The organism is Mesorhizobium silamurunense, from assembly GCF_014843905.1.
Lineage (GTDB): Bacteria > Pseudomonadota > Alphaproteobacteria > Rhizobiales > Rhizobiaceae > Mesorhizobium > Mesorhizobium silamurunense.
Genome location: NZ_LPVS01000095.1, coordinates 17363 through 39475 on the forward strand (window position 1 = coordinate 17363; position 22113 = coordinate 39475).

The following is a 22113-nucleotide window of genomic DNA, read 5'->3' on the forward strand; positions in this document are numbered from 1 at the left end:
GCCCATGACCGACGCTCTCTTCAGGAATTTCATCGACGGCCGCTTCGACGAGCCGTCCGCCAACTTCGACAGCGTCGATCCGTCGACCGGCGCGCCATGGGCGAAGATGCCGGCGGCGAGCGAAGCCGATGTCGACCGCGCCGTCGAGGCCGCGCATCGCGCGTTGCGCTCCGGCCCTTGGGCGTCGATGACGGCGACCGCGCGCGGCAAGCTGCTGGTGAAACTCGGCGACCTCGTCGCCGCCAATGCCGGGCGGCTGGCGGAACTCGAGACGCGCGACACCGGCAAGATCATCCGCGAGACCCGCGCCCAGATCGCCTATGTCGGCGACTACTACCGCTACTATGGCGGGCTCGCCGACAAGCATGAAGGCGCGCATGTGCCGATCGACAAGGCGGATCTCGACGTCACCATCCGCCGCGAGCCGATCGGCGTCGTTGCGGCGGTGGTGCCATGGAACTCGCAGCTCTTCCTCTCGGCGGTCAAGCTGGGCCCCGCGCTGGCGGCGGGCTGCACGGTGGTGCTCAAGGCCTCCGAGGATGGCCCGGCGCCGCTGCTCGCTTTCGCCGAGCTGGTTAGCGAAGCCGGCTTTCCAGCCGGCGCTGTCAACATCCTCACCGGCTTCGGCCAGGACTGCGGGCGGCGCCTGACCAGCCATCCGCTGGTCTCGCGCGTCGCTTTCACCGGCGGCCCGTCGACGGCGCGCGCCATCGTCAGGAACACGGCGGAGAACCTCGCCTACACAACGCTCGAGCTCGGCGGCAAGAGCCCCGTCGTCGTCTTCGCCGATGCCGATCTCGACAGCGCCGCCAATGCCGTCGTCGCCGGCATCTTCGCGGCGACGGGACAAAGCTGCGTCGCCGGCTCACGCCTGCTGATCGAACGCTCCGTGAGGCAAGAATTCCTCGGCCGGCTTAAGCGCAAGGCCGAAGCGATCCGCATCGGCGATCCGCAGGATCCGGCCACCGAGATGGGCCCTTTAGCCACCCAGCGACAGCGCGACCGGATCGAGACCATCGTCGCAGAAAGCCTCGCCGCGGGCGGCACGCTGGTCACCGGCGGCGCACGCCCCAAAGACAAGACGGACGGATTCTACTACGCGCCGACGATCATTGAGGCCCCGGATCAGGCCCTAGCCTGCGTGCGCGAGGAACTGTTCGGGCCGGTACTGAGTGTGCTTACCTTCGACACAGAGGCCGAGGCGTTGGCGCTCGCCAACGACACGCCGTTCGGCCTCGCCTCCGGCGTCTTCACCTCAAATCTCGGCAAGGCGCACCGCATGGCGCGCGACATCCATGCCGGCGTCGTCTGGGTCAACACCTACCGCGCGGTCTCGCCACTCGTGCCCTTCGGCGGCTACGGCCTGTCGGGGCTCGGACGCGAGGGCGGGCTCGATGCCATTGGCGACTACACGCGCTCGAAATCGGTCTGGATCAAGACCTCGGACGAGCCGATCCCCGATCCCTTCGTCATGCGCTGAGAACGGCATGACGAAGGTGCACTGACAAGAACAAGAAACGGAACAGAGAAATCAGAGGAGAATGACATGAAACTGATCTTAGCCGGCGTCCTCGCCGGGCTGCTGGCGGCAACCGCCGCCAAGGCCGACGAAATGGTGTTCACCAGCTGGGGCGGCACCACGCAGGAAGCGCAGATCAAGTCCTGGGCGGAGCCGTTCACGGCCTCGTCCGGCATCAAGGTGCTGCAGGACGGCCCGACCGACTACGGCAAGCTGAAGGCCATGGTCGACGCCAAGAACGTCACCTGGGATGTTGTCGACGTGGAGATGGATTTCGCCATCAAGGCCGCCAAGGACGGCCTGCTCGAGCCGATCGACTTCGCGGTCGTGCCCAAGGACGATCTCGACCCGCGCTTCAGCAACGAACACGCCGTCGGCAGCTTCTACTATTCCTTCGTGCTGGCCTGGAACAAGGGCGCTGTTTCGGGCGAGCCGACGAGCTGGGCCGACATGTTCGACACCAAGAAGTTTCCCGGCAAACGAACCTTCTACAAATGGTCGGCGCCGGGCGTGATCGAGATCGCGCTGCTCGCCGACGGCGTGCCGGCGGACAAACTCTATCCGCTCGATCTCGAGCGCGCTTTCAAGAAGCTCGACATGATCAAGTCGGACATCGTCTGGTGGGGTGGCGGCGCGGAGTCGCAACAGCTGATCGCCTCGGGCGAGGCCGCCTTCGGCCAGCTCTGGAACGGTCGCGTCTTCGCGCTGGAGAAGGACGGCGCCGATGTCGGCGTATCCTGGAACCAGAACCTCACCGCCGCCGACGTTCTCGTCGTGCCTAAAGGCGCCAAGAACAAGGACAGCGCCATGAAGTTCCTCGCCGCCGCGGCCAGCCCGGCCGGGCAGGCGAAATTCGCCGAGGCGAGCGGCTACGCGCCCGTCAACACCAAGGCCAAGGCCGAGATGCCCGCCGATGTCGTCAAGGGCCTGCCTGACGCCCATGTCGACGGCCAGATCAACCTCGACATGAACTACTGGGCCGAGCATCGCGACGAGATCGCCACGCGCTGGTACGCCTGGCAAACCAAGTAGCCCCGCGACAGGAGCAGGGCGCGGCAACGCGCCCCTGCTTGAAAGGGACGTCCCATGACGGCGAATGCTCTCAGACGCCAGTCTTTTGCCGGCCTGCCGGCCGGCAGCGGCGGCGCCTTGCCGGCGCTCACCCTGGTCGGCTTGTTCTTCATCGTGCCGGTGGTCGCCTTGCTGCTGCGCAGCGTCACCGATCCCGAGCCCGGCCTGCAGAACTACGCAGCGCTGTTCGGCAGCGGCACCTATGTGCGGGTGTTCCTCAACACTTTCCTGGTGGCCGCCGTCGTCACCGCCGTCACCATCCTCGTTGCGTTTCCGGTTGCCTGGATGCTGGCGATCATGCCGCCGGCGCTCGGCTCGATCGTCTTCGGCATCATCATCCTGTCGATGTGGACCAACCTTCTCACCCGCACCTATGCTTGGATGGTGCTCTTGCAGCGCACCGGGGTGATCAACCGGGCGCTGATGGGGCTCGGCGTCATTCACGAGCCGCTGCCGCTCATCAACAACCTCACCGGCGTCACCATCGGCATGGTCTACATCATGCTGCCATTCATGATCCTGCCGCTGGTCGGCTCGCTGCGCGCGATCGACCCGATGACGCTGCGCGCCGCCGCCCTTTGCGGCGCAAGTCCGCTCCAGGCCTTCCGCCGCATCCTGCTGCCGCTGTCGCTTCCCGGCATCGCCGCCGGCGGGCTGATGGTCTTCGTCATGTCGCTCGGCTATTTCGTCACGCCCGCGCTGCTCGGCGGCACATCGAACATGATGCTGGCGGAAATGATCGCCCAGACGGTGCAGTCGCTGCTCAACTGGGGGCTCGGAAGTGCTGCCGCCTTCGTGCTGCTTGCCGTCACCATGGCGCTCTACGCGATCCAGCTGCGCCTGGTCGGCGCCAAGCGCCTCGGCGGAGGGCTCTGAGATGCTGCTCGACTACGACCGGCTCGGATGGCTGCGCGCGGCGCTTGCCGGCTTCACCGCGCTGGTCGCCGCTTTCCTGTTGCTGCCGGTGGTCTTCATCGTCCTTTTGTCGTTCGGCTCGTCGCGGTGGCTGGCCTTTCCGCCGCCCGGCTGGACGCTGAAGTGGTATCAGGAATTGCTCGCCGACCCGGCCTGGATCGACGCCGCGCTGACCAGCGCCAAGATTGCCGCCATGGCCGCCATCCTTGCCGTGCTGATCGGCCTGCTCGCTTCGTTCAGCCTGGTCAGGGGCGAGTTTCGCGGGCGGCAATTGCTTCGGGGCCTGTTGCTGACGCCGATGGTGCTGCCGGTCGTGGTTTTCGCCATCGCCATCTATGCCTTCTTCCTGCGCATCGGGCTCGCCGGCACCACGACCGGCTTCGTCATCGCCCACACCATCCTGGCGCTGCCCTTCGCCATCATTCCGATCGCCACCGCGCTCGAAGGTTTTGACAAATCCATCGAGGACGCGGCGATCGTCTGCGGCGCCAGCCCGCTGCAGGCAAGGCTCAGGATCACCCTGCCCTCGATCCGCATCGGCATCTTCTCGGCAGCGATCTTTTCCTTCCTCGCCTCCTGGGACGAGGTGGTGGTGGCGATCTTCATGGCGAGCCCGACCCTGCAGACCTTGCCGGTGAAGATCTGGGGCAGCCTGCGCGCCGACTTGAGCCCGGTCGTCGCCGCCGCCTCCAGCCTGCTCGTCGGCCTGACGCTCGCCCTGATGATCGTGACCGCGCTCCTTCGCAGAAGACTGTCCAGATGACCCTTCCGTTCCTGTCCATACGCGCGGTGAGAAAGGCGTTCGGCGCTTTCGTCGCCGTCCATGACGTCACGATCGATGTGCCCAAGGGCGAATTCCTGACGTTTCTGGGGCCATCCGGCTCCGGCAAGTCGACGACGCTCTATGCGATCGCCGGTTTCCAGGACCCGACCTCGGGCGATGTGCTGCTGGAAGACAAGTCGCTGCTTTTGGTGCCCTCCCACAGGCGCAACATCGGCATGGTGTTCCAGCGCTACACGCTGTTTCCGCATCTCAGCGTCGCCGAGAACGTCGCCTTTCCGCTGCGGGTACGCCGCCGGCCGGATGCCGAGGTGAAGCGCAAGGTCGCCGACATGCTGGCACTGGTGCGCCTGGAAAAATTCGCCGACCGCTATCCGGGCGCGCTGTCCGGCGGCCAGCAACAGCGCGTCGCGCTTGCCCGCGCGCTTGCCTACGATCCGCCGATCCTTTTGATGGACGAGCCGCTGTCGGCGCTCGACAAGAAGCTGCGTCAGGAAATCCAGACTGAGATCCGCCGTATCCACCGCGAGACCGGCGTCACCATCCTCTATGTCACCCATGATCAGGAGGAGGCGCTGCACCTTTCCGACCGCATCGCCTTGTTCAAGGAGGGGCGCATCGAGCAGATCGGCACCGGCGAGGACCTTTATCTCAGGCCCGCGAGCGAGTTCGTCGCGGGCTTCATCGGCAATTCCAACTTCCTGCCGGCGGAGCATCTCGAAACCGAGAACGGCACGGCGAAGGTCCGGCTGGCCGATGGCTCGATCATCAAGGGGGTGAAAGCGACACACGCGCTCGGCCGCGGCCAGAAGGCCAGGCTGATGGTGCGGCCGGAAGCGTTCCGCCTGACGCCTGTTCCGGGGAACGCGTCGCTCGCCGTCGAGATCGTCGATACGGCCTTCTTCGGCGACCGCCGGCGCGTCGTGGCCCGCACCGGGTCGGGCGACGAGATCGATGTCAGGCCGACTTCGGATACGGCTGAACCGGGCGGCGCCGATGCCGCCTCGGGCCGGCAGATCTTCTTCGATCCCGCCACGGCATTCCTGTTTCCGGCCTGAAAATCCGGACTGGGTCGTCCAGCGACCTTGCCGTCATCCAGCGCCACCTGATCGCAACCGTGATCGCTTCGCGCCCATGTGCAGCGGGATTTCCTTCGTTCGAGCGGCTGCATGATCAGATCAGCAAAGCGCTTGCCTATTTGGTATGCTGGTATAATGTGTACCTGACATAGCGTCATCGTCAGCAGATGCGCTATGCTGAGGGCTGTCAAGCCGATCGTTCGTTGGGAGGAAGAAACCATGAGAGCTTCAATCGTTGCGGCGCTTGCCGGCGCCGCACTGGCAAGTGTTGCGGCATTGCCAGCAATGGCGTCTGCGGACGCGCCGGTCATCGCGCTGGCCAACGCCTATTACGGCAACACCTGGCGGCACCAGATGGTGGAGGCTTTCGCGGCCTCGGCCAAGGAAGCGAAGGCGGCCGGACAGATCGCCGACTACATCGTGATGAACGGCGACGGCTCGGTCGCGCAGCAGAACAGCCAGATCGCCGAGCTGATCCTGAAGAAGGTCGACGTGCTCGCCGTCGACGCTGCCTCGGAGACCGCGGTCAACGGCGTCATCGAGAAGGCCTGCAAGGCCGGCATCATCGTCATCTCCTTCGACTCGGTCGCTTCGGCGCCCTGCAACTACCAGCTCAATTTCGATTTCAAGGGCTACAAGGCCGCCCAGGCGGAAGCCGTGTTCAAGATGCTCGGCGGCAAGGGCAACGTCATCCAGGTGCGCGGCGTGAAGGGTTCGGCGCCCGACAATGACATGTTCAACGCACAGCAGTCCGTGCTGGCCAAGTATCCCGACATCAAGGTGGTCGCGACCGTCTACGGCCAGGCGACGGCCTCGGTGGCGCAGGCGGCGATCGCCAACGTGCTGCCCTCGCTGCCGCGTGTCGATGCGGTTCTGGGCCAGGGCGGCAGCGACGATGTCGGCATCGCGCAGGCCTTCGTCCAGTATGGCGGCGAGTACAAGGACAAGATGCCGGTCATCGAAGGCGGCGGCGGCACCGACTTCGTCAAATGGTGGGCCGACGAGAACGCCAAGAATGGCTACCAGACCGTGTCGATGAACACCACGCCGGGCATCGGCGGCGCCGCCTTCTGGCTCGGCCTGTCGCTGCTCAAGGGCGCCAAGGCGCCCAAGCTGATGATCATGCCGGTGGCCACGGTCGATGCCAGCAACCTGAAGGACTACGCGAAGCTGCCGGGCGGCCAGATCATCAGCCCGAGCTATTCGCTGGACTGGGTCAAGCAGAACCTGCTCAGTAAGTAACGCGACCCGCCACGGATCGGGCGTCGCCCATGGCCACGCCCGATCTTCGCCTGCGACGAACCGGAGGACGAATGTCCCATATCGCCGTTGCCGCGCAGGGCATCGCCACAGCCGCGGCGCCATCTTCTCCTGTCCGGCCAAGTGTCGTCTCGCTCAGCGGGATCACCAAGAGTTTTGGGCCGACACTCGCCAATGCGGGGATCGATCTCTCCGTCGGCGCCGGCGACGTGATCGGGCTGGTCGGCGGCAACGGCGCGGGGAAATCGACGCTGATGCGCATTCTGTGCGGCGCGATGTGGCCGACGCTCGGCTCGATTTCCTTTGCCGGCGAAGATGTGGCTTTCGCCGGCTACGACACCGGCGAAGTGCAGCGGCGCGGCATCCGCATGGTGCACCAGGAACTGTCGCTCTGCGCCAACCTGTCCGTCGCCGAGAACTTTTTCCTGGAAACCCCAAGCGATTCCGCAAGCCGGCCTGGCTGGCGCGCGCTCTACCGTGCCCGCGCCCGCGCGGCGCTGGACGCCGTCTTTCCCGACAACGGCATCGACGCCGACGCCGAGGTCGGACACCTCACCATTGCCGAGCGGCAGATGGTGGAGATCGCGCGCGCCGCGGCGACGCCCGGCGTCAAGCTCATCGTGCTCGATGAGCCGACATCCTCGCTTGATCTCGACCGATCGAAGCAGCTGAGAGCCTTCATTCGCAAGCGGGCGAAAGCCGGGCTCGCCTTCATCTTCATCAGCCACAAGCTGCAGGAAATCATCGACATCGCCACCGAAGTCGTGGTGCTGCGCAACGGCCGCACCGCCTGGCAGGGCCATGCCGCGGACGCTTCGATCGGCAAACTGGTTCAGCTGATGGGCGGCGATGCCAATCCGGTCCACCAGCACGCCGTCGCGGCCGCATCCTCCCAGGATGTGCTGGTGCGGCTCTCCGGGCCGCTGACAGCCGGGCTCGGCCGCGACATCGACATCGTGCGCGGCGAGATCGTCGGGCTGGCGGGTCTCGAAGGCAGCGGGCAGAAGGAATTGCTGCACGCGATCTTCAACCCCGGCCGAAAGCAACACGCTGCCGTCACAAGGCATGCGGATGCCGGCTTCATCGCCGGCGACCGGCAGAAGGAAGGCGTGTTCCCGCTGTGGAGCGTGCTTTCCAACATCAGCATCGGCGCGCTCGCGCGCCGACCAACACTGGGGCTGGTTTCCGATCGCGCCAACCGCGACACGGCAACCGGCGCCGCCAGCAAGCTGCGGCTGGACGACCGGCGCTTCCAGTCCAACATCACCGAGCTCAGCGGCGGCAACCAGCAGAAGGCGTTGGTGGCGCGAGCGCTGGTCGCCGACACGCCCGTCATCCTGCTCGACGATCCGACGCGCGGCGTCGACATCGCCACCAAGCAGGATTTCTACCGGCTCTGCAACGAGGTCGCGCGCGGCGGCCGCGCGCTGGTCTGGCACACGACCGAGGATGCGGAACTGCTTGCCTGCGACCGCGTGCTGGTCTTTTCCGGCGGCCGGATCGTCAAGGAGCTGGCAGGCGAGGCGATTACCGAGCAGGCGATCGTCGGCGCCTCCTTCGCGCAATCGACGGATAGCCAGGCGAGCACCGAACGGAACCAGACCGCCATGGTGGGGCTCGGCCGCCGGCTGGTCAATGCCGCGCCGTTCATCGGGCTTGCCGCCGTGCTCGCCATCATGATCGCGATCAACCCGGCAGTCGCCTCGACTTTCGGGCTCGACCTGCTTTTGATGCCGGCGCTCTCGCTAGTGCTGGTGACGGCAGCACAGATGTTCATCGTCGGCGGCAGCGAGATCGATCTCGGCGTCGGCGCCTTCACAGGCCTCGTCAGCGTGCTCAGCGCCACGCTGCTCTACGACCAGCCCTGGCTCGGCGCGCTGGCGTTGGTGACCGCTCTCGCCGCCTATGCGGGGCTTGGCGGCGTCATCCAGGCGCGCAAGATCCCGGCGATCGTCGTCACGCTCGGCGCATCCTTCATCTGGGTCGGCATAGGCTATGCGCTGCAGCCGACACCGGGCGGCTCCAGTCCGGACTGGCTGTCGACGCTTTTCAACTGGTCGCTCGGCTTCGTGCCCACCTCGATCATCCTGATCGCGGCGGTGGCGCTGATCGTGCTCGTCATCGACCGGCTGCCGCTCGGCGTGGTGCTGCGCGGCTTCGGCAACAACCCGGCTGCGATGATCCGCTCGGGATGGTCACCGACGCGCTACGCGCTGGTGCGCTATCTCATCGCCGGACTGTTTGCCGCTGCCGCCGGCCTGTCGCTGACGGCCATCAACACGGCGAGCGACATCAATTCCGGTAATTCCTATACCTTGCTCAGCGTTGCCGCCGTGGTGATGGGCGGCTGCTCGCTGCTCGGCGGCATCATCTCGCCGGTCGGCGCCGTCGCCGGCGCGGTGACGCTGTCCTTGATCGGGGCGCTGCTCGGCACGCTCAGCGTCAGCAGCGATTACAACGCCGCCACGCAAGGGCTGATCCTGATCGCGCTGCTCACGCTGCGCAGCCTGACCGCCGATCGCAGGAGCGAGCCATGAACGCACTCGCCGGCTTCGGCATCTGGGCGCAACGCAACCGCTGGATCTGGTCGGCGATCGGCGTGGTGCTTTTGTGGCTGGTGCTTTCCGTCGTCACCAACCGCTTCAGCCTGTCCAGCCTGTCCGGCGTCATTCTGTCGGCGTCCTTCCTGACGGTTGTCGGCATCGGCCAGATGTTCGTGGTGACGACCGGGCGCGGCAACATCGACCTGTCGGTCGCCTCGGTGATCACGCTCAGCGCCTTCGTCGCGCTGCTCACTGTCAAGGGCCAGGATGCGAACCTTGCCATCGGCGTGCCCGCCGCCATCCTGCTTGGCCTTGCCGTCGGGGCGCTCAATTCGCTGCTCGTCGTCGGCCTGGGCATTCCGGCGATCATCGCGACATTGGCGACCGGCTATGTGCTGGCGACCGCGACGCTCCTGTCGAACAGAGCGATACCCGGCTTCGCCGTCAGCTCGGCGCTGAAGGACCTGGCGACGGGGCGCGTTTCCGGCGTGCCAATCATGGCCGTCATCGCCATCGTCGGCGTGGTGGCGACGTCCTTCGTGCTGCGCTACACCGTGTTCGGGCAATTGCTGTCGGCGGTCGGCCAGAACCGAGCCGCGGCGCGGCTCGCCGGCATCCGCAACGGCCCGATCATCGCGGCGGCCTTCATCATCTCCTCGGTGCTGGCATCGCTCGACGGGCTTCTGCTCGGCGCCTATATCGGCGGAGCCTTCCTCGAGATGGGCCAACCCTATCTGTTGCAGTCGATCGCCGCCGTGGTGCTTGGCGGAACGCTGATCTTCGGCGGCTCGGCGACGGCCTTAGGCACGCTCTTCGCCAGCATCCTGCTCATCCTCATCGTCACCACCATGCAGATCATCGGCCTGCCGCCGGGCGCGCAGGACATCGTCCAGGGCATCGTCGTCATCTTCGTGCTGGCACTGGCCGGACGCCAGGCATTGGCGCGGCGTGCGTCGGTCGACCTCGCGGACGGCGGCAAGGACCCGACGGCGAAAACGGAAGTGAACGCGGCGACGGCTCAGCCGGAATGACGGACAGACCACAGACGATTCCTCTTGCCAAATCATGGTAGAGTGATCATACCAGTATATAAGATGACGATTGGCGTGGATCGTCGTCTGAACATCAGGAGTAGGTTAGATGACAACGATTGCGCTGTTCGGTGCCGGCGGCAAAATGGGCTACCGCCTGTCGACCAATTTTCGCGGTTCCCCCTACACCATCCGCCATGTCGAGATCAGCGAAGCGGGCAAGGAGCGGCTGAAGAGCGGGCTCGGCATCGACACGATCGGCGTCGACGAAGCGCTCAAGGGCGCCGAAGTGGTGATCCTGGCGGTTCCCGACACGCATATCGGCAAGGTCGCGGCCAGCATCGAAAGCAAGCTGGCGCCGGGAACGATGGTGATCGTGCTCGACGCGGCAGCGCCCTTTGCCGGCCATCTGCCCAAGCGCCCCGACCTCACCTACTTCGTCACGCATCCCTGCCATCCGCCGATCTTCAACGACGAGACCGACATGGCCGCCAAGAAGGACTTCTTTGGCGGCGTTAAGGCCAAGCAGCATTTCGTCAGCGCCCTGATGCAGGGCCCGGAGGCGGACTACGCCAAGGGCGAGGAGATCGCCAGGATCATCTGGGCGCCGGTGATGCGATCGCATCGTGTGACCGTCGAGCAGATGGCGCTGCTCGAGCCCGGGCTCTCCGAGACGGTCTGCGCTTCGCTGCTTGTCGTCATGAAGGAAGCGCTCGACGAGGTCGTGGCGCGGGGCGTCGACCGTCAGGCGGCGCTCGACTTCCTGCTCGGCCACATGAACGTGCTCGGCGCCGTCATCTTCGGCGAAACCAAGGGCGTGTTCTCGGACGCCTGCAACAAGGCCATCGAATTCGGCAAGCCGGTGCTGATGCGCGACGACTGGAAACGGGTCTTCGAGCCGGAGGAGATCGCAGCCAGCATCCAGCGCATCACCTGAGACGGCCGCTTGTCAGGTACACATCACCTGAATTAGTGATTGACTCATCATACCAGTTGGCTTTAGCTGTTCGAGCTCGGATCGCTGGGACGAGCGGAGGAAATGGCGGGGACCGGCAGCGAGGCTCGGATGAAAGCCGGCAAAAGCTTTCAGATCCGAGCGGCGCAGCCTCCACCGCCTGAGGAATTCAGACAAATGGCCCCGGCCGTCCGGGGCAGGTTTTTTCAACGGGAGGACTTCATGAAACTTACTCGCAGAATGACGCTTGCGGCTTTCGCCGGCGTGCTCGCACTCGGCACCGCGATGCCCGCTTATGCGGCGGACCTGATCGCCATCATCACGCCCTCGCACGACAATCCGTTCTTCAAGGCGGAAGCCGTGGGCGCCGAGGCCAAGGCAAAGGAGCTCGGCTACGACACGCTGGTGCTGGTGCATGACGACGACGCCAACAAGCAGTCGGAACTGATCGACACCGCGATCGGCCGCGGCGCCAAGGCGATCATCCTCGACAACGCCGGCGCCGACGCCACCGTCGCCGCCGTGCAGAAGGCCAAGGACGCCGGCGTCTCCTCGTTCCTGATCGACCGCGAGATCAACGCCACCGGCGTTGCCGTGGCGCAGATCGTCTCCAACAACTACCAGGGCGCCCAGCTCGGCGCGCAGGAATTCGTCAAGCTGATGGGCGAGAAGGGCAATTATGTCGAGCTGGTCGGCAAGGAGTCCGACACCAATGCCGGCATCCGCTCCAAGGGCTATCACGACGTCATCGACGACTATCCGGACCTGAAGATGGTCGCGCAGCAGTCGGCCAACTGGAGCCAGACCGAAGCCTATTCCAAGATGGAATCGATCCTGCAAGCCAACCCCGACATCAAGGGCGTGATCTCGGGCAACGATACGATGGCGATGGGCGCCTACGCGGCGCTGGCCGCCGCCGGACGCAAGGACGTCATCGTCGTCGGCTTCGACGGCTCGAACGACGTGCGCGACTCCATCACCTCGAGCGGCATCAAGGCGACGGTGCTGCAGCCGGCCTATGCTCAGGCGCAGACGGCCGTCGAGCAGGCCAACGAGTACGTCAAGAACAAGAAGTCGCCCGAGAAGGAAAAGCAGCTCATGGACTGCGTCCTCATCAACGGCGACAATGCTCCCAAGCTGGAGACCTTCGCGCTCAAGAACTGAGCCGGCGCGATGCAATCTGCGAGGGGCGAACGCTCGTTCGTCCCTCGCCTCCATTTCACTACCCGGGTGCTTTTTGACCGCCATGCCGAACAAGTTGACCTGGCTGACCCTTGGGCTGACCCTTGCCGCGCTCGCAGGCCTCAGCCTCGGCGCCTGCAAGATCCTGCCGACGCCCTCGGCGCAGGGAGGCGACAGCGCCAACAGCTCGGCCTTCAATCCGGACAAGATGGTCGAGGAGATCTGGGCCTCGAAGGTCATCCCCTATCTGCAGCAGAAGGCCGGGCCGTTCGCCGAGGTCCATGCGCTGGCGAAAACCGATCCCGCCGCTGCCGGCGCAAAGTACGGCAATCCGAAAAAGCAGGCGAATTCGCCGTGGACCTTCGCCGTGCGCGTCGAAGGCAAGATCGTCGCCGCCAACACGCAGTCGCGCGCGGCAACCATCGATGTCGACGTCGATGGCGACGGCAAGGCGAATGCGCGGGTGCAGATCGGACCGGCCATGCGCGGAACCGCGCTGCGCGACAGCCTGGACTTCGTCCAGTTCAACGACTTCACCAACCAGATCGACTTCGCCCAGTTCGGCAAGGCCTTCAACGCCTATGCCGACAAGTCGGTGTTGTCCAAGCTGCCGCGCGACGGGCTTGAGGGCCGCACCGCCAAGGTGCTCGGCGCCTACACGATCGAGGGTGGCCAGGACCTGCCGCTGGTGACGCCGGCGGAGGCCGAGATCGGGCCGAAGCCATGAGTTCCTCGCCCGGTCACGACGTTATCCTGAAGCTGGAAGACATCTCCAAGGTCTATGCCGGCACCGTGGCGGTCAAGCACGCGAATTTCGAGGTGCGCAAGGGCGCGGTCAACGTGCTGGTCGGCGAGAACGGCGCCGGCAAGTCGACGCTGATGAAGATCATCGCCGGCGTCGAGCAGCCGACCGCGGGCCGTATCCTGCTCGACGGCAACGAGGTTTCGTTCTCGTCGTCCGGAGACGCCGTCAGCCGCGGCATCGGCATGGTGTTCCAGGAGCTGAACCTGTTCGGCAATCTCTCGGTCGCCGAGAACATCTTCGCCACGCGCGAGCTGACCAACGCCTTCCGCAAGATCGACCACAGGGAGCAGGAGCGGCGCGCCGCCGGATTCCTCGAACAGCTGGAAGCCGGCATCCGGCCCGACATGCTGGTCGAGGACCTGCGCATCGGCCAGCAGCAGCTGGTCGAGATCGCCAAGGCGGTCTCGCTCGACGCTCGCATCCTGATCATGGACGAGCCGACCTCTGCGCTGAGCGCGGCGGAAGTCGAGATCCTGTTCAAGGTGATCGCCGACCTCAAGGCGCGCGGCGTCGCGATCGTCTATATCTCGCACCGGCTGGAAGAGCTGATCCGCATCGGCGACTACATCACCGTGCTGCGCGACGGCCGCATCACCGGCCAGGAGGAGATGAAGAACGTCGACACGCAGTGGATCGTGCGGCAGATGATCGGCTCCGACGCCAAGGATTTCGCCAAGGCCGACGGCCATCGACCCGGCGCGGAGGTGTTCCGCACCGAGGAAATCTGCCTGCCGCGCGTCACCGGCGGACTTGCGGTCGATCACGTCTCGCTCTCCTTGCGCGCCGGCGAGATCCTCGGCATCTACGGATTGATGGGCGCCGGGCGCAGCGAGCTGTTCGACTGCATCATGGGCCGCCACGGCCAGGCGAGCGGCAGGATCTTCATCGACGGAAGACAGGTGAAGGAGCGCGACACGGCGCGGCGCATCCAGCGCGGCCTGGCGCTGATCCCAGAAGACAGGCAGCGCGAGGGACTGGTGTCGATCCTGTCCGTCGCCAGCAACCTGACGATGGCCAGCCTGTCGCGCTTCGTCAGCCTGTTCCACATCCGTGGCGGCGCCGAGCGGCAGGCCGTCACGCAGATGGTGCGCGAGCTTTCGATCAAGGTCGCCGACCCGGCGCAGGAGGTGTCGTCGCTGTCGGGCGGCAACCAGCAGAAGGTGGTGATCGGCAAGGCGCTGCTCACGGGGCCGAAAGTGCTTTTGATGGACGAACCCAGCCGCGGCATCGATGTCGGCGCCAAGGCCGACGTCTTCCGCACCATGCGCAAGCTATCGCGCGATGGGCTGGGCATCCTCTTCGCCACCTCCGACCTCGACGAGGTGATGGCGCTGTCCGACCGGATCGCGGTGATGAGCAACGGAAAACTGACGGGCATGTTCGAACGAGCCGAGGCGACGGAAGCAGCGATCGTCGCCGCTTCGGCGCTTGGCCATGGACCCGTGCATGGAGAGCAACGCCGATGACCGACATTCCAGCCAAGGCTGCCGCGCCATCGGCATCCGGCGGCTCCGTGCTGCTGACGCTGATGAAGCTGAGGACCTTCATCGCGCTGATCGCCGTGCTGGTGTTCTTCTCGATCGCGGCGCCGAATTTCCTCTCGGCCGCCAATCTGATCCTGATGGCGAAGCACGTCGCGCTCAATGCCTTCCTCGCCATGGGCATGACCTTCGTCATCATAACCGGCGGCATCGACCTGTCGGTCGGCTCGATCGTCGGTCTGTGCGGCATGGTCGCCGGCTATCTCGTGCTCAACGGCATCGACCTGCAGATCGGCTACACCGTCTATTTCAACGTCGTCGAGATCGCCCTGATCACGCTTGGCATCGGCATACTGATCGGCGCCGTCAACGGCTTGCTGATCACCAGGTTGAACGTCGCGCCTTTCATCGCCACGCTCGGCACGCTCTATGTCGCGCGAGGGCTGGCACTTTTGTCGTCGGACGGACGCACCTTCCCCAACCTCGCCGGCAAGCCGGAGCTCGGCACCACCGGCTTCGGCTATCTCGGCGCCGGCAAGCTGCTCGGCCTGCCGGTCTCGATCTGGATCCTCGTCGTGGTGGCGCTGGGCGCTGCCTATCTCGCCAGGTACACGCCGCTCGGCCGTCACATCTTCGCCGTCGGCGGCAACGAGCGCGCGGCACGGATCTCGGGTGTCCGGGTCAACATGGTGAAGATGTTCGTCTACATGTTTTCCGGCTTCTGCGCGGCGATCGTCGGTCTCATCATCTCGTCCGAGCTGATGGCTTCGCATCCGGCGACGGGCGAGAGCTTCGAGCTCAACGCCATTGCGGCAGCGGTGCTTGGCGGCACTTCGATGTCGGGCGGACGCGGCACGATCGGCGGCACCATCGTCGGCGCCTTCGTCATCGGCATCCTCTCCGACGGGCTGGTGATGATGGGGGTCAGCTCGTTCTGGCAGATGGTGATCAAGGGCCTCGTCATCATCGTCGCGGTCGTGGTCGACCAGGCGCAGCGCAGACTGCAGAGCCGCGTGACGCTGTTGCAGATGGCGAAGGCAGGCTGAGCATGGCGGAATTGCGTGGAGCGCTGATCGGCTGCGGCTTCTTCGCCATCAACCAGATGCACGCCTGGCGCGACATCGACGGCGTCTCGATAGTCGCCATCTGCGACCGCGACCCCGAGCGCCTCAGGATCGTCGGCGATCAATTCGGCATCGAGCGGCGCCACGGCGATGCCGGGGTGCTGTTTGCCAGCGAGACGCTCGACTTCGTCGACATCGCGACCACTGTCGGCAGCCATCGGCCGCTGGTCGAACTCGCGGCGCGGCATCGCGTGCCAACGATCTGCCAAAAACCGTTCGCGCCGACGCTTGCCGACGCCAAGGCTATGGTGAAGGCCTGCGCCGACGCCGGCGTGCCGCTGATGGTGCACGAGAATTTCCGCTGGCAGTCGCCGATCCAGGCGGTGCGCGCCGTGCTCGACAGCGGCGAGATCGGCAGGCCGTTCTTCGGCCGCATCTCGTTCCGCTCCGCCTATGACGTGTTTTCCGGCCAGCCTTACCTGGCGACGGGCAAGCGCTTCATCATCGAGGATCTCGGCATCCATATCCTCGACATCGCCCGCTTCCTGCTCGGCGACGTTTCGAACCTCACCGCACGCACCGCGCGCGTCAACCCCAGCATCGCCGGCGAGGACGTGGCAACGATGCTCATGGACCATGAAGGCGGCGCAACCTCCGTGGTCGATTGCAGCTATGCGACAAAGCTTGCCACCGAGCCGTTCCCCGAGACGCTGATCGAGCTCGACGGCAGCGACGGCACGATCCGACTGGCGCAGGGCTACCAACTCACCGTCACCGGCAAGAGCGGAACCACTGTGAGCGACGTGTCGCCGCCGCTGCTTTCCTGGGCGTCACGGCCATGGCACAACATCCAGGAAAGCGTCGCGGCGATCCAGAAGCATTGGGTGGACTGCCTGATGACGGCCAAGGAACCGGCGACATCCGGCGCCGACAATCTGAAGACTTTCGCGCTGGTCGAGGCTGCCTATGCCGGTGCCGCCGGCCGGCAACCGGTGCGGATCGACGACCTGCTCAAATGACCATGGATCCCCTCCTCCTCTACGGCACGCGCGCGGTCGACGCCGAACCGGTCCGGCTCAGCGCCGGCCCGCTCAGCGCCGATTTCGTCAACGGCAATCTGCGCACCATCCGGCACGGCGGCATCGAGGTGCTGCGCGCCATCGCCTACATCGTGCGCGATCGCGACTGGGGCACCTACGAGCCGGCGCTGGAGGATCTGGTCATCGAACAGAGCGATGACAATTTCTCGGTGCGCTACTCGGCAAGCTGCGAGGGGCCGGGCGGAAGCCGGCTCGGCTTTGGCGCCAGGATCAAAGGCCGCGCCGACGGCCGTCTCAGCTTCGATGTGAGCGCGTTGCCCGACAGCGATTTCGAGACCAACCGCTGCGGCTTCTGCATCCTGCATCCGATCGCCGGCCTCGCTGGCAGCCCGGTCAAGGTCGAGCACACGAACGGCAGCGTGGTGGACACGCAACTGCCGCTGCTGATCGACCCCTGGCAACCCTTCAAGGATATACGCGCCATCACTCATCAGGTGCGGCCCGGCGTCAGTGCCGAATGCCGGATGGAAGGCGACACGTTCGAGATGGAAGACCAGCGCAACTGGTCCGACGCCTCCTACAAGACCTATGTGCGGCCGCTCGCTCTGCCATGGCCCTATGTGCTGCCGGCCGGCCAGCCGATGCGCCAGACCGTCAGCCTGCGCATCACCAGCGACGCGAAGGCTGCTACCGCGACGACGGACAGCGAACCTGTCCAGGCCGAACTTGGCGAGGCCGGGGCGAAGCTGCCCGATGTTGGCGTGGTCATTTATCCGGAAGATGTCGAGTCAGCGCTTGGCAACCTTTCGCTGCTGTCGAAGCTTGGCCCGCGGCAGCTTCTCCTCCACTACGATCCGACACGCGGCCACGGCCTTGATGCCTTGCGCGCCCATGCCGAACTCGCCGCCGCATTCCCCGCCAAGACGACCCTCGAATGCGTGGTCGCCTGCGCCGGTGATCTCGACGTCGAACTGTCCGGCGTCGCGGAGATGGTGCGCAGGGCAGGTTTGCGGCTCGATGCCATCGCGATCTCGCCTTCGGTCGACCGGCAGTCGACGCCGCCCGGCAGCGTCTGGCCGGCCTGCCCGCCGCTCGAGGACGTCTATGCCGCGGCCCGCCGCGCCTTCCCCGGCATCCGGCTCGGCGGCGGCATGTTCAGCTATTTCACAGAGCTCAACCGCAAGCGCGTTCCGGCCGGCGCGCTCGATTTCATCACCCATTGCACCTGCCCGATCGTGCATGCGGCCGACGATCTCAGCGTCATGCAATCGCTGGAGGCGCTGCCTTTCATCACCCAGTCGACACGGGCGATCTACGGCGCGAAGCCTTATCGCATCGGCCCCTCGACCATCGCCATGCGACAGAACCCCTATGGCGGCGCGACCAAGGAGAATCTTCGCGGCCAGCGCATCGCCATGGCGAATCGCGATCCGCGCCATGCCGGACTGTTCGCTGCCGCCTGGACAGTCGGCTATGCCGCGCGCGTGGCGCCGGCCGGGCTGGAGATGCTGACGCTTTCCGGCTTCACAGGGTCGTTCGGCGTGCTGGCGGCCGCCGGCGAACCCGCCGAGGAAGGAACGCCGCGGCCGATCTTCCACGCCGTGCAAGGTCTCGCCGCGTTGGCCGGCCATACGCATATCGCTGTGCGCGTCAGCGACGATCGCGTGGCTGCGCTGGCGGGCCGCTCGCCGGCGGGCGCCGTCACAGCCTGGCTGGCAAACATCACCTCGGACGACGTGCCTGTCGATGCCTTGGCGCTGGTTCGCGAAACGGCAGGCCAGGTTACAATTTGGGAGGGGGCGGGTGTGCGCAGGCTCGGCCTCAGCGCAGCTTCGGGCCGCCTGACGATGTCGGCCTATGCCATAGCCAGGATCGGCTGAGCGAAGCTACTTCCCGGAGTTCATCACATAGAGGGCGCGCGAGCGTTCCAGGTGCTTGATCATCGCCTTCTCGGCGCCTTCGGCGTCCTTCCTCTCGATGCAGCCGATGATCTCCTCGTGCTCGGTCAGCGTGAACTTTTCCTTGCCGGTCCAGATCAGCATCTCGGTGTGATATTCCTTCAGCCAGCCGAGCATCGCTTCGCTGACCGCAACATAGATCGGATTGCCTGAAATCGCCGCTATCTGGGTATGGAACCGCATGTCGGCGGAGATGAACGCCTCGGCATCGCCGCGCGCGGCGCGCTGCTCGGCGACGGTTGCCTTGAGCCGCTGCACGTCCTCAGGCGTCGCCTTCTCGGCCGCTTCCTTGACCATGCCGCGCTCGAAGAAGATGCGCGCGCTCTTCAGGTGCTCAAGTGTGTCCTTCGACGAAGACAGGATGATCTTGGCCGCGCCGTCAACCTGTTTGATGATCGATTTGGCAGTGAGCTGCAGCACCTTGGCGCGCTCGCCATGCGAGATGGCGACGAGACCCATGTTGCTCAGCGCCTGCATCGCTTCACGGATCGCCGGTCGGCCGACCTCGAAGCGCTCCATCAGCTCGCGCTCGGACGGCATGTCGTCGCCCGGCTGCAATTCGCCGCTGGTGATCAAGCGCTTCAGCCTGACGAAGACTTCGTCGGAAAGCTTGCGCCGGACGATCGGTTCCGAACGGTTCATCGCCGCGAATCACTCCCTTGACCGAGTCCCAATCTAGCACCGCGGCCGCAATTTCCGGAATGCCCGTCGCCCCTGCCGCATGACGCCCCGCCGGGCAGGATATTGCTTGCAATGCTTATGTACTCATTATACCAGATTTCGAGCGCAGGGAATTCTTTTCCTGCCTTTCGACTGAGTACGGCCGGCCATGATCACCCTCACCTATCGCATCGAGACCTCGGGAAGCATCGAGGCGCTGGCGGCCAAGATCGCCAGCGACCAGTCGACCGGCACCTTCGTCGCATTGCCTGGGGAAACCGAGGAGCTGAAGGCAAGGGTGGCGGCTGGCGTGCTGGCGATCCGGCATTTGCCGGACGCAGCGCAACCTTCGATGCCCGAGGCCGGCGGCGGTCCCTTCAGGCGCGCCGATGTCGACATCGCCTTTCCGTTCGACGCGATCGGCACCGATCTCGCGGCGCTGATGACGATTGCGATCGGCGGTACCTATTCGATCAGGGGGCTGTCCGGCATCCGCGTCGTCGACATGAAGCTGCCGGAGGAATTCAGGGGCGCCCATCCCGGCCCGCAATTCGGTGTCGCTGGCAGCCGCAGGCTGACCGGTGTCGAGGGCCGCCCGATCATTGGCACCATCGTCAAGCCGGCGCTGGGTTTGAGGCCGCATGAGACAGCCGAGATGGTGGGCGAGCTGATCGAGGCCGGCGTCGACTTCATCAAGGACGACGAGAAGCTGATGAGCCCGGCCTATTCGCCGCTGTCGGAGCGGGTGAAGGCGATCATGCCGCTGATCCACGATCATGAGCAGAAGACCGGCAAGAAGGTGATGTACGCCTTCGGCATCTCGCACGCCGATCCCGACCAGATGATGCGCAACCACGATCTGGTGCTTGAAGCCGGCGGCAATTGCGCGGTGGTGAACATCAACTCCGTCGGCTTCGGCGGCATGGTATATCTCAGGAAGCGCTCCGGGTTGGTGCTGCACGCGCATCGCAACGGCTGGGACATCCTCACCCGCCATCCGGGCCTCGGCATGGATTTCAAGGTCTGGCAGCAGTTCTGGCGGCTGCTCGGCGTCGACCAGTTCCAGATCAACGGCATCGCCTCGAAATACTGGGAGCCGGACGACTCCTTCATCCGCTCCTTCGAGGCGGTGACGACGCCGCTGTTTTCGCCTGATGATTGCGCCCTGCCTGTGGCTGGCTCCGGCCAATGGGGCGGACAGGCGCCCGAGACCTATGAGCGCACGGGACGCACAGTCGATCTCCTCTATCTCTGCGGCGGCGGCATCGTCAGCCATCCCGACGGGCCGGGCGCCGGCGTGCGCGCCGTGCAGCAGGCTTGGCAGGCAGCGGTCGAGGGTGTCCCGCTCAACGACTACGCCAGGAGCCATGTCGAGCTGGCACGCTCGATCGAGAAATTCGCCGACGGCAAGGCGGTCTGAACATGCAGAACCTGCTCCTCAGCTATTATGGCGACGACCTCACCGGCTCGACCGACGTCATGGAAGCGCTAGAGCTTGGCGGCGTGCCGACCGTGCTTTTCATGCGCAAGCCGGATGCCGGACTGATGGCGCGCTTCGCGCATTGCCGTGCCGTGGGGCTCGCCGGGACCAGCCGCAGCGAAACGCCGCAATGGATGGACACGCATCTGAAGGACGCTTTCATCTGGCTGAAGACGCTTGAAGCCGAGATCTGCCACTACAAGGTCTGCTCGACCTTCGATTCCAGCCCGACGATCGGCAGCATCGGCCGAGCGATCGAAATCGGCTGCACGGTATTCGCGCAGGACTGCGTGCCGCTGGTGGTCGGCGCGCCGCAGCTCAAGCGCTACACCGCATTCGGCCATCTCTTCGCGGCCTATCGCGACAGATACTACCGCATCGACCGCCACCCGGTGATGAGCCGCCACCCGGCAACGCCGATGGATGAATCGGACCTCCTGGTGCATCTGTCGCGCCAGACGAACCTGGCCTCGGGACTGCTCGACCTGGCGACGCTGCGCTCGCCGGGCCGGGTTGTTGTCTTCGACAGGCTGGCCGCCGGCGTGGCGATCCTGCTTATCGATGTCGACAGCCCCGAAAGCCAGGCGCTGGCCGGCAAGGAAATATGGCGCACCCGAACACCAGGCGGACACTTCGTCGTCGGTTCCTCCGGCATCGAATACGCGCTGCTTTCCGAGTGGGCTGGTGACAGGGCTCCGGGCAGCGGGGGCAGCTTCTCGCCCCCGGGTGCAGCCGACCGCATCGCGGTGGTGTCGGGCAGTTGCTCGCCGACGACGGAGCGGCAGATCCGCCATGCGATGAACGACGGGTTCGACGGCGTCGAGGTCGATCCGGTCGAGCTGGTCTCGGAGCGTTCCGACAAGGCGATCGCGCGCGCTGCGGCGGCCGGCAAGGCCAGCCTCGAGGCCGGGCGCAGCGTGATCCTCTACACGGCGCTTGGCCCCGCCGCCGACCGCGGCGCCGAGATCGACCGCCAGGAGGGCGCCCGCCACAAGCTCGGCCGCGGCCTCGGCGAACTGCTGCGCGCATTGACCGTGGACCAGGAGTTGAAGCGCGTGATTATCGCCGGCGGCGATACGTCGAGCCACGCGCTCGGCCAGATGGGCGTCGACGCGCTGACGGTCAGGATGCCGCTGCCGGCGTCGCCCGGCTCGCCGCTGTGCGTCGCCCATTCGAGCATCGCCGCAATCGACGGGCTGGAGGTGGCGCTGAAGGGCGGGCAGGTCGGTACCGATCGCTATTTCTCGACCATCCGTGACGGTCTCGGCGGTTGATAGCGCCATGCCGCA

18 protein-coding genes are annotated in these 22113 nt (G+C 65.7%); 17 read left to right on the forward strand and 1 reads right to left on the reverse strand.

Features of this window, described 5'->3' with window-relative positions; all coding sequences use genetic code 11:
- Window positions 1–4 precede the first annotated feature (4 nt).
- From AU465_RS28550 to apnL, 15 genes are all read left to right on the forward strand, one after another.
- Window positions 5–1480, forward strand: coding sequence for an aldehyde dehydrogenase (locus tag AU465_RS28550; protein ID WP_192255582.1), 1476 nt, complete (start codon window positions 5–7; stop codon window positions 1478–1480).
- Between the two features lie 66 nt (window positions 1481–1546).
- Window positions 1547–2551, forward strand: a complete 1005-nt coding sequence (locus AU465_RS28555; RefSeq protein WP_192255584.1) for an ABC transporter substrate-binding protein — start codon at window positions 1547–1549, stop codon at window positions 2549–2551.
- 54 nt (window positions 2552–2605) lie between these two features.
- The gene (locus AU465_RS28560; protein ID WP_192255586.1) at window positions 2606–3466 is read left to right on the forward strand and encodes an ABC transporter permease; all 861 of its coding nucleotides are present in this window, start codon (window positions 2606–2608) and stop codon (window positions 3464–3466) included.
- A gap of 1 nt (window position 3467) precedes the next feature.
- The gene (locus AU465_RS28565; RefSeq protein ID WP_192255588.1) at window positions 3468–4268 is read left to right on the forward strand and encodes an ABC transporter permease; all 801 of its coding nucleotides are present in this window, start codon (window positions 3468–3470) and stop codon (window positions 4266–4268) included.
- Window positions 4265–5344 carry an ABC transporter ATP-binding protein gene (locus AU465_RS28570; protein ID WP_192255590.1) on the forward strand — a complete coding sequence of 360 codons (1080 nt, stop codon included), beginning with the start codon at window positions 4265–4267 and terminating at the stop codon, window positions 5342–5344. The genes AU465_RS28565 and AU465_RS28570 overlap by 4 nt, the downstream gene beginning before the upstream one ends.
- Window positions 5345–5584: 240 nt before the next feature.
- The gene (locus AU465_RS28575) at window positions 5585–6607 is read left to right on the forward strand and encodes an ABC transporter substrate-binding protein (RefSeq protein ID WP_192255591.1); all 1023 of its coding nucleotides are present in this window, start codon (window positions 5585–5587) and stop codon (window positions 6605–6607) included.
- A 71-nt stretch (window positions 6608–6678) separates the two neighbouring features.
- The gene (locus AU465_RS28580) at window positions 6679–9162 is read left to right on the forward strand and encodes an ATP-binding cassette domain-containing protein (protein WP_192255593.1); all 2484 of its coding nucleotides are present in this window, start codon (window positions 6679–6681) and stop codon (window positions 9160–9162) included.
- Complete coding sequence (locus tag AU465_RS28585; RefSeq protein WP_192255595.1) at window positions 9159–10199, forward strand: ABC transporter permease; 1041 nt, start codon at window positions 9159–9161, stop codon at window positions 10197–10199. Before AU465_RS28580 ends, AU465_RS28585 begins: the two co-directional genes overlap by 4 nt.
- A gap of 109 nt (window positions 10200–10308) precedes the next feature.
- Entirely contained in the window at window positions 10309–11136 is an 828-nt protein-coding gene (locus AU465_RS28590) for a phosphogluconate dehydrogenase C-terminal domain-containing protein (protein WP_192255597.1), read from the forward strand.
- A 240-nt stretch (window positions 11137–11376) separates the two neighbouring features.
- A complete protein-coding gene (locus tag AU465_RS28595; RefSeq protein ID WP_192255599.1) occupies window positions 11377–12318 on the forward strand; it encodes a D-ribose ABC transporter substrate-binding protein in 942 nt (313 codons plus the stop codon).
- A gap of 82 nt (window positions 12319–12400) precedes the next feature.
- Window positions 12401–13063 carry a DUF2291 family protein gene (locus AU465_RS28600; RefSeq protein WP_192255601.1) on the forward strand — a complete coding sequence of 221 codons (663 nt, stop codon included), beginning with the start codon at window positions 12401–12403 and terminating at the stop codon, window positions 13061–13063.
- Window positions 13060–14607: a sugar ABC transporter ATP-binding protein gene (locus AU465_RS28605; RefSeq protein WP_192255603.1), complete on the forward strand. Its 1548-nt coding sequence runs from the start codon at window positions 13060–13062 to the stop codon at window positions 14605–14607. The genes AU465_RS28600 and AU465_RS28605 overlap by 4 nt, the downstream gene beginning before the upstream one ends.
- Window positions 14604–15668, forward strand: coding sequence for an ABC transporter permease (locus AU465_RS28610; protein ID WP_192255605.1), 1065 nt, complete (start codon window positions 14604–14606; stop codon window positions 15666–15668). The genes AU465_RS28605 and AU465_RS28610 overlap by 4 nt, the downstream gene beginning before the upstream one ends.
- 2 nt (window positions 15669–15670) lie before the next feature.
- Window positions 15671–16705: a Gfo/Idh/MocA family protein gene (locus tag AU465_RS28615; protein ID WP_192255607.1), complete on the forward strand. Its 1035-nt coding sequence runs from the start codon at window positions 15671–15673 to the stop codon at window positions 16703–16705.
- Complete coding sequence (gene apnL, locus AU465_RS28620) at window positions 16702–18606, forward strand: D-apionate lactonase (RefSeq protein ID WP_192255609.1); 1905 nt, start codon at window positions 16702–16704, stop codon at window positions 18604–18606. The genes AU465_RS28615 and apnL overlap by 4 nt, the downstream gene beginning before the upstream one ends.
- Before the next feature lie 6 nt (window positions 18607–18612).
- Here the strand turns inward: apnL and AU465_RS28625 are convergent, their stop codons facing one another.
- Window positions 18613–19326, reverse strand: coding sequence for a transcriptional regulator NanR (locus AU465_RS28625; protein ID WP_192255611.1), 714 nt, complete (start codon window positions 19324–19326; stop codon window positions 18613–18615).
- A 187-nt stretch (window positions 19327–19513) separates the two neighbouring features.
- Between AU465_RS28625 and oiaX the strand changes: the two genes are divergently transcribed.
- Window positions 19514–20764: a 3-oxo-isoapionate-4-phosphate decarboxylase OiaX gene (gene oiaX / locus AU465_RS28630; RefSeq protein WP_192255613.1), complete on the forward strand. Its 1251-nt coding sequence runs from the start codon at window positions 19514–19516 to the stop codon at window positions 20762–20764.
- Between the two features lie 2 nt (window positions 20765–20766).
- Window positions 20767–22098 carry a four-carbon acid sugar kinase family protein gene (locus tag AU465_RS28635; RefSeq protein ID WP_192255615.1) on the forward strand — a complete coding sequence of 444 codons (1332 nt, stop codon included), beginning with the start codon at window positions 20767–20769 and terminating at the stop codon, window positions 22096–22098.
- Window positions 22099–22113 lie beyond the last annotated feature (15 nt).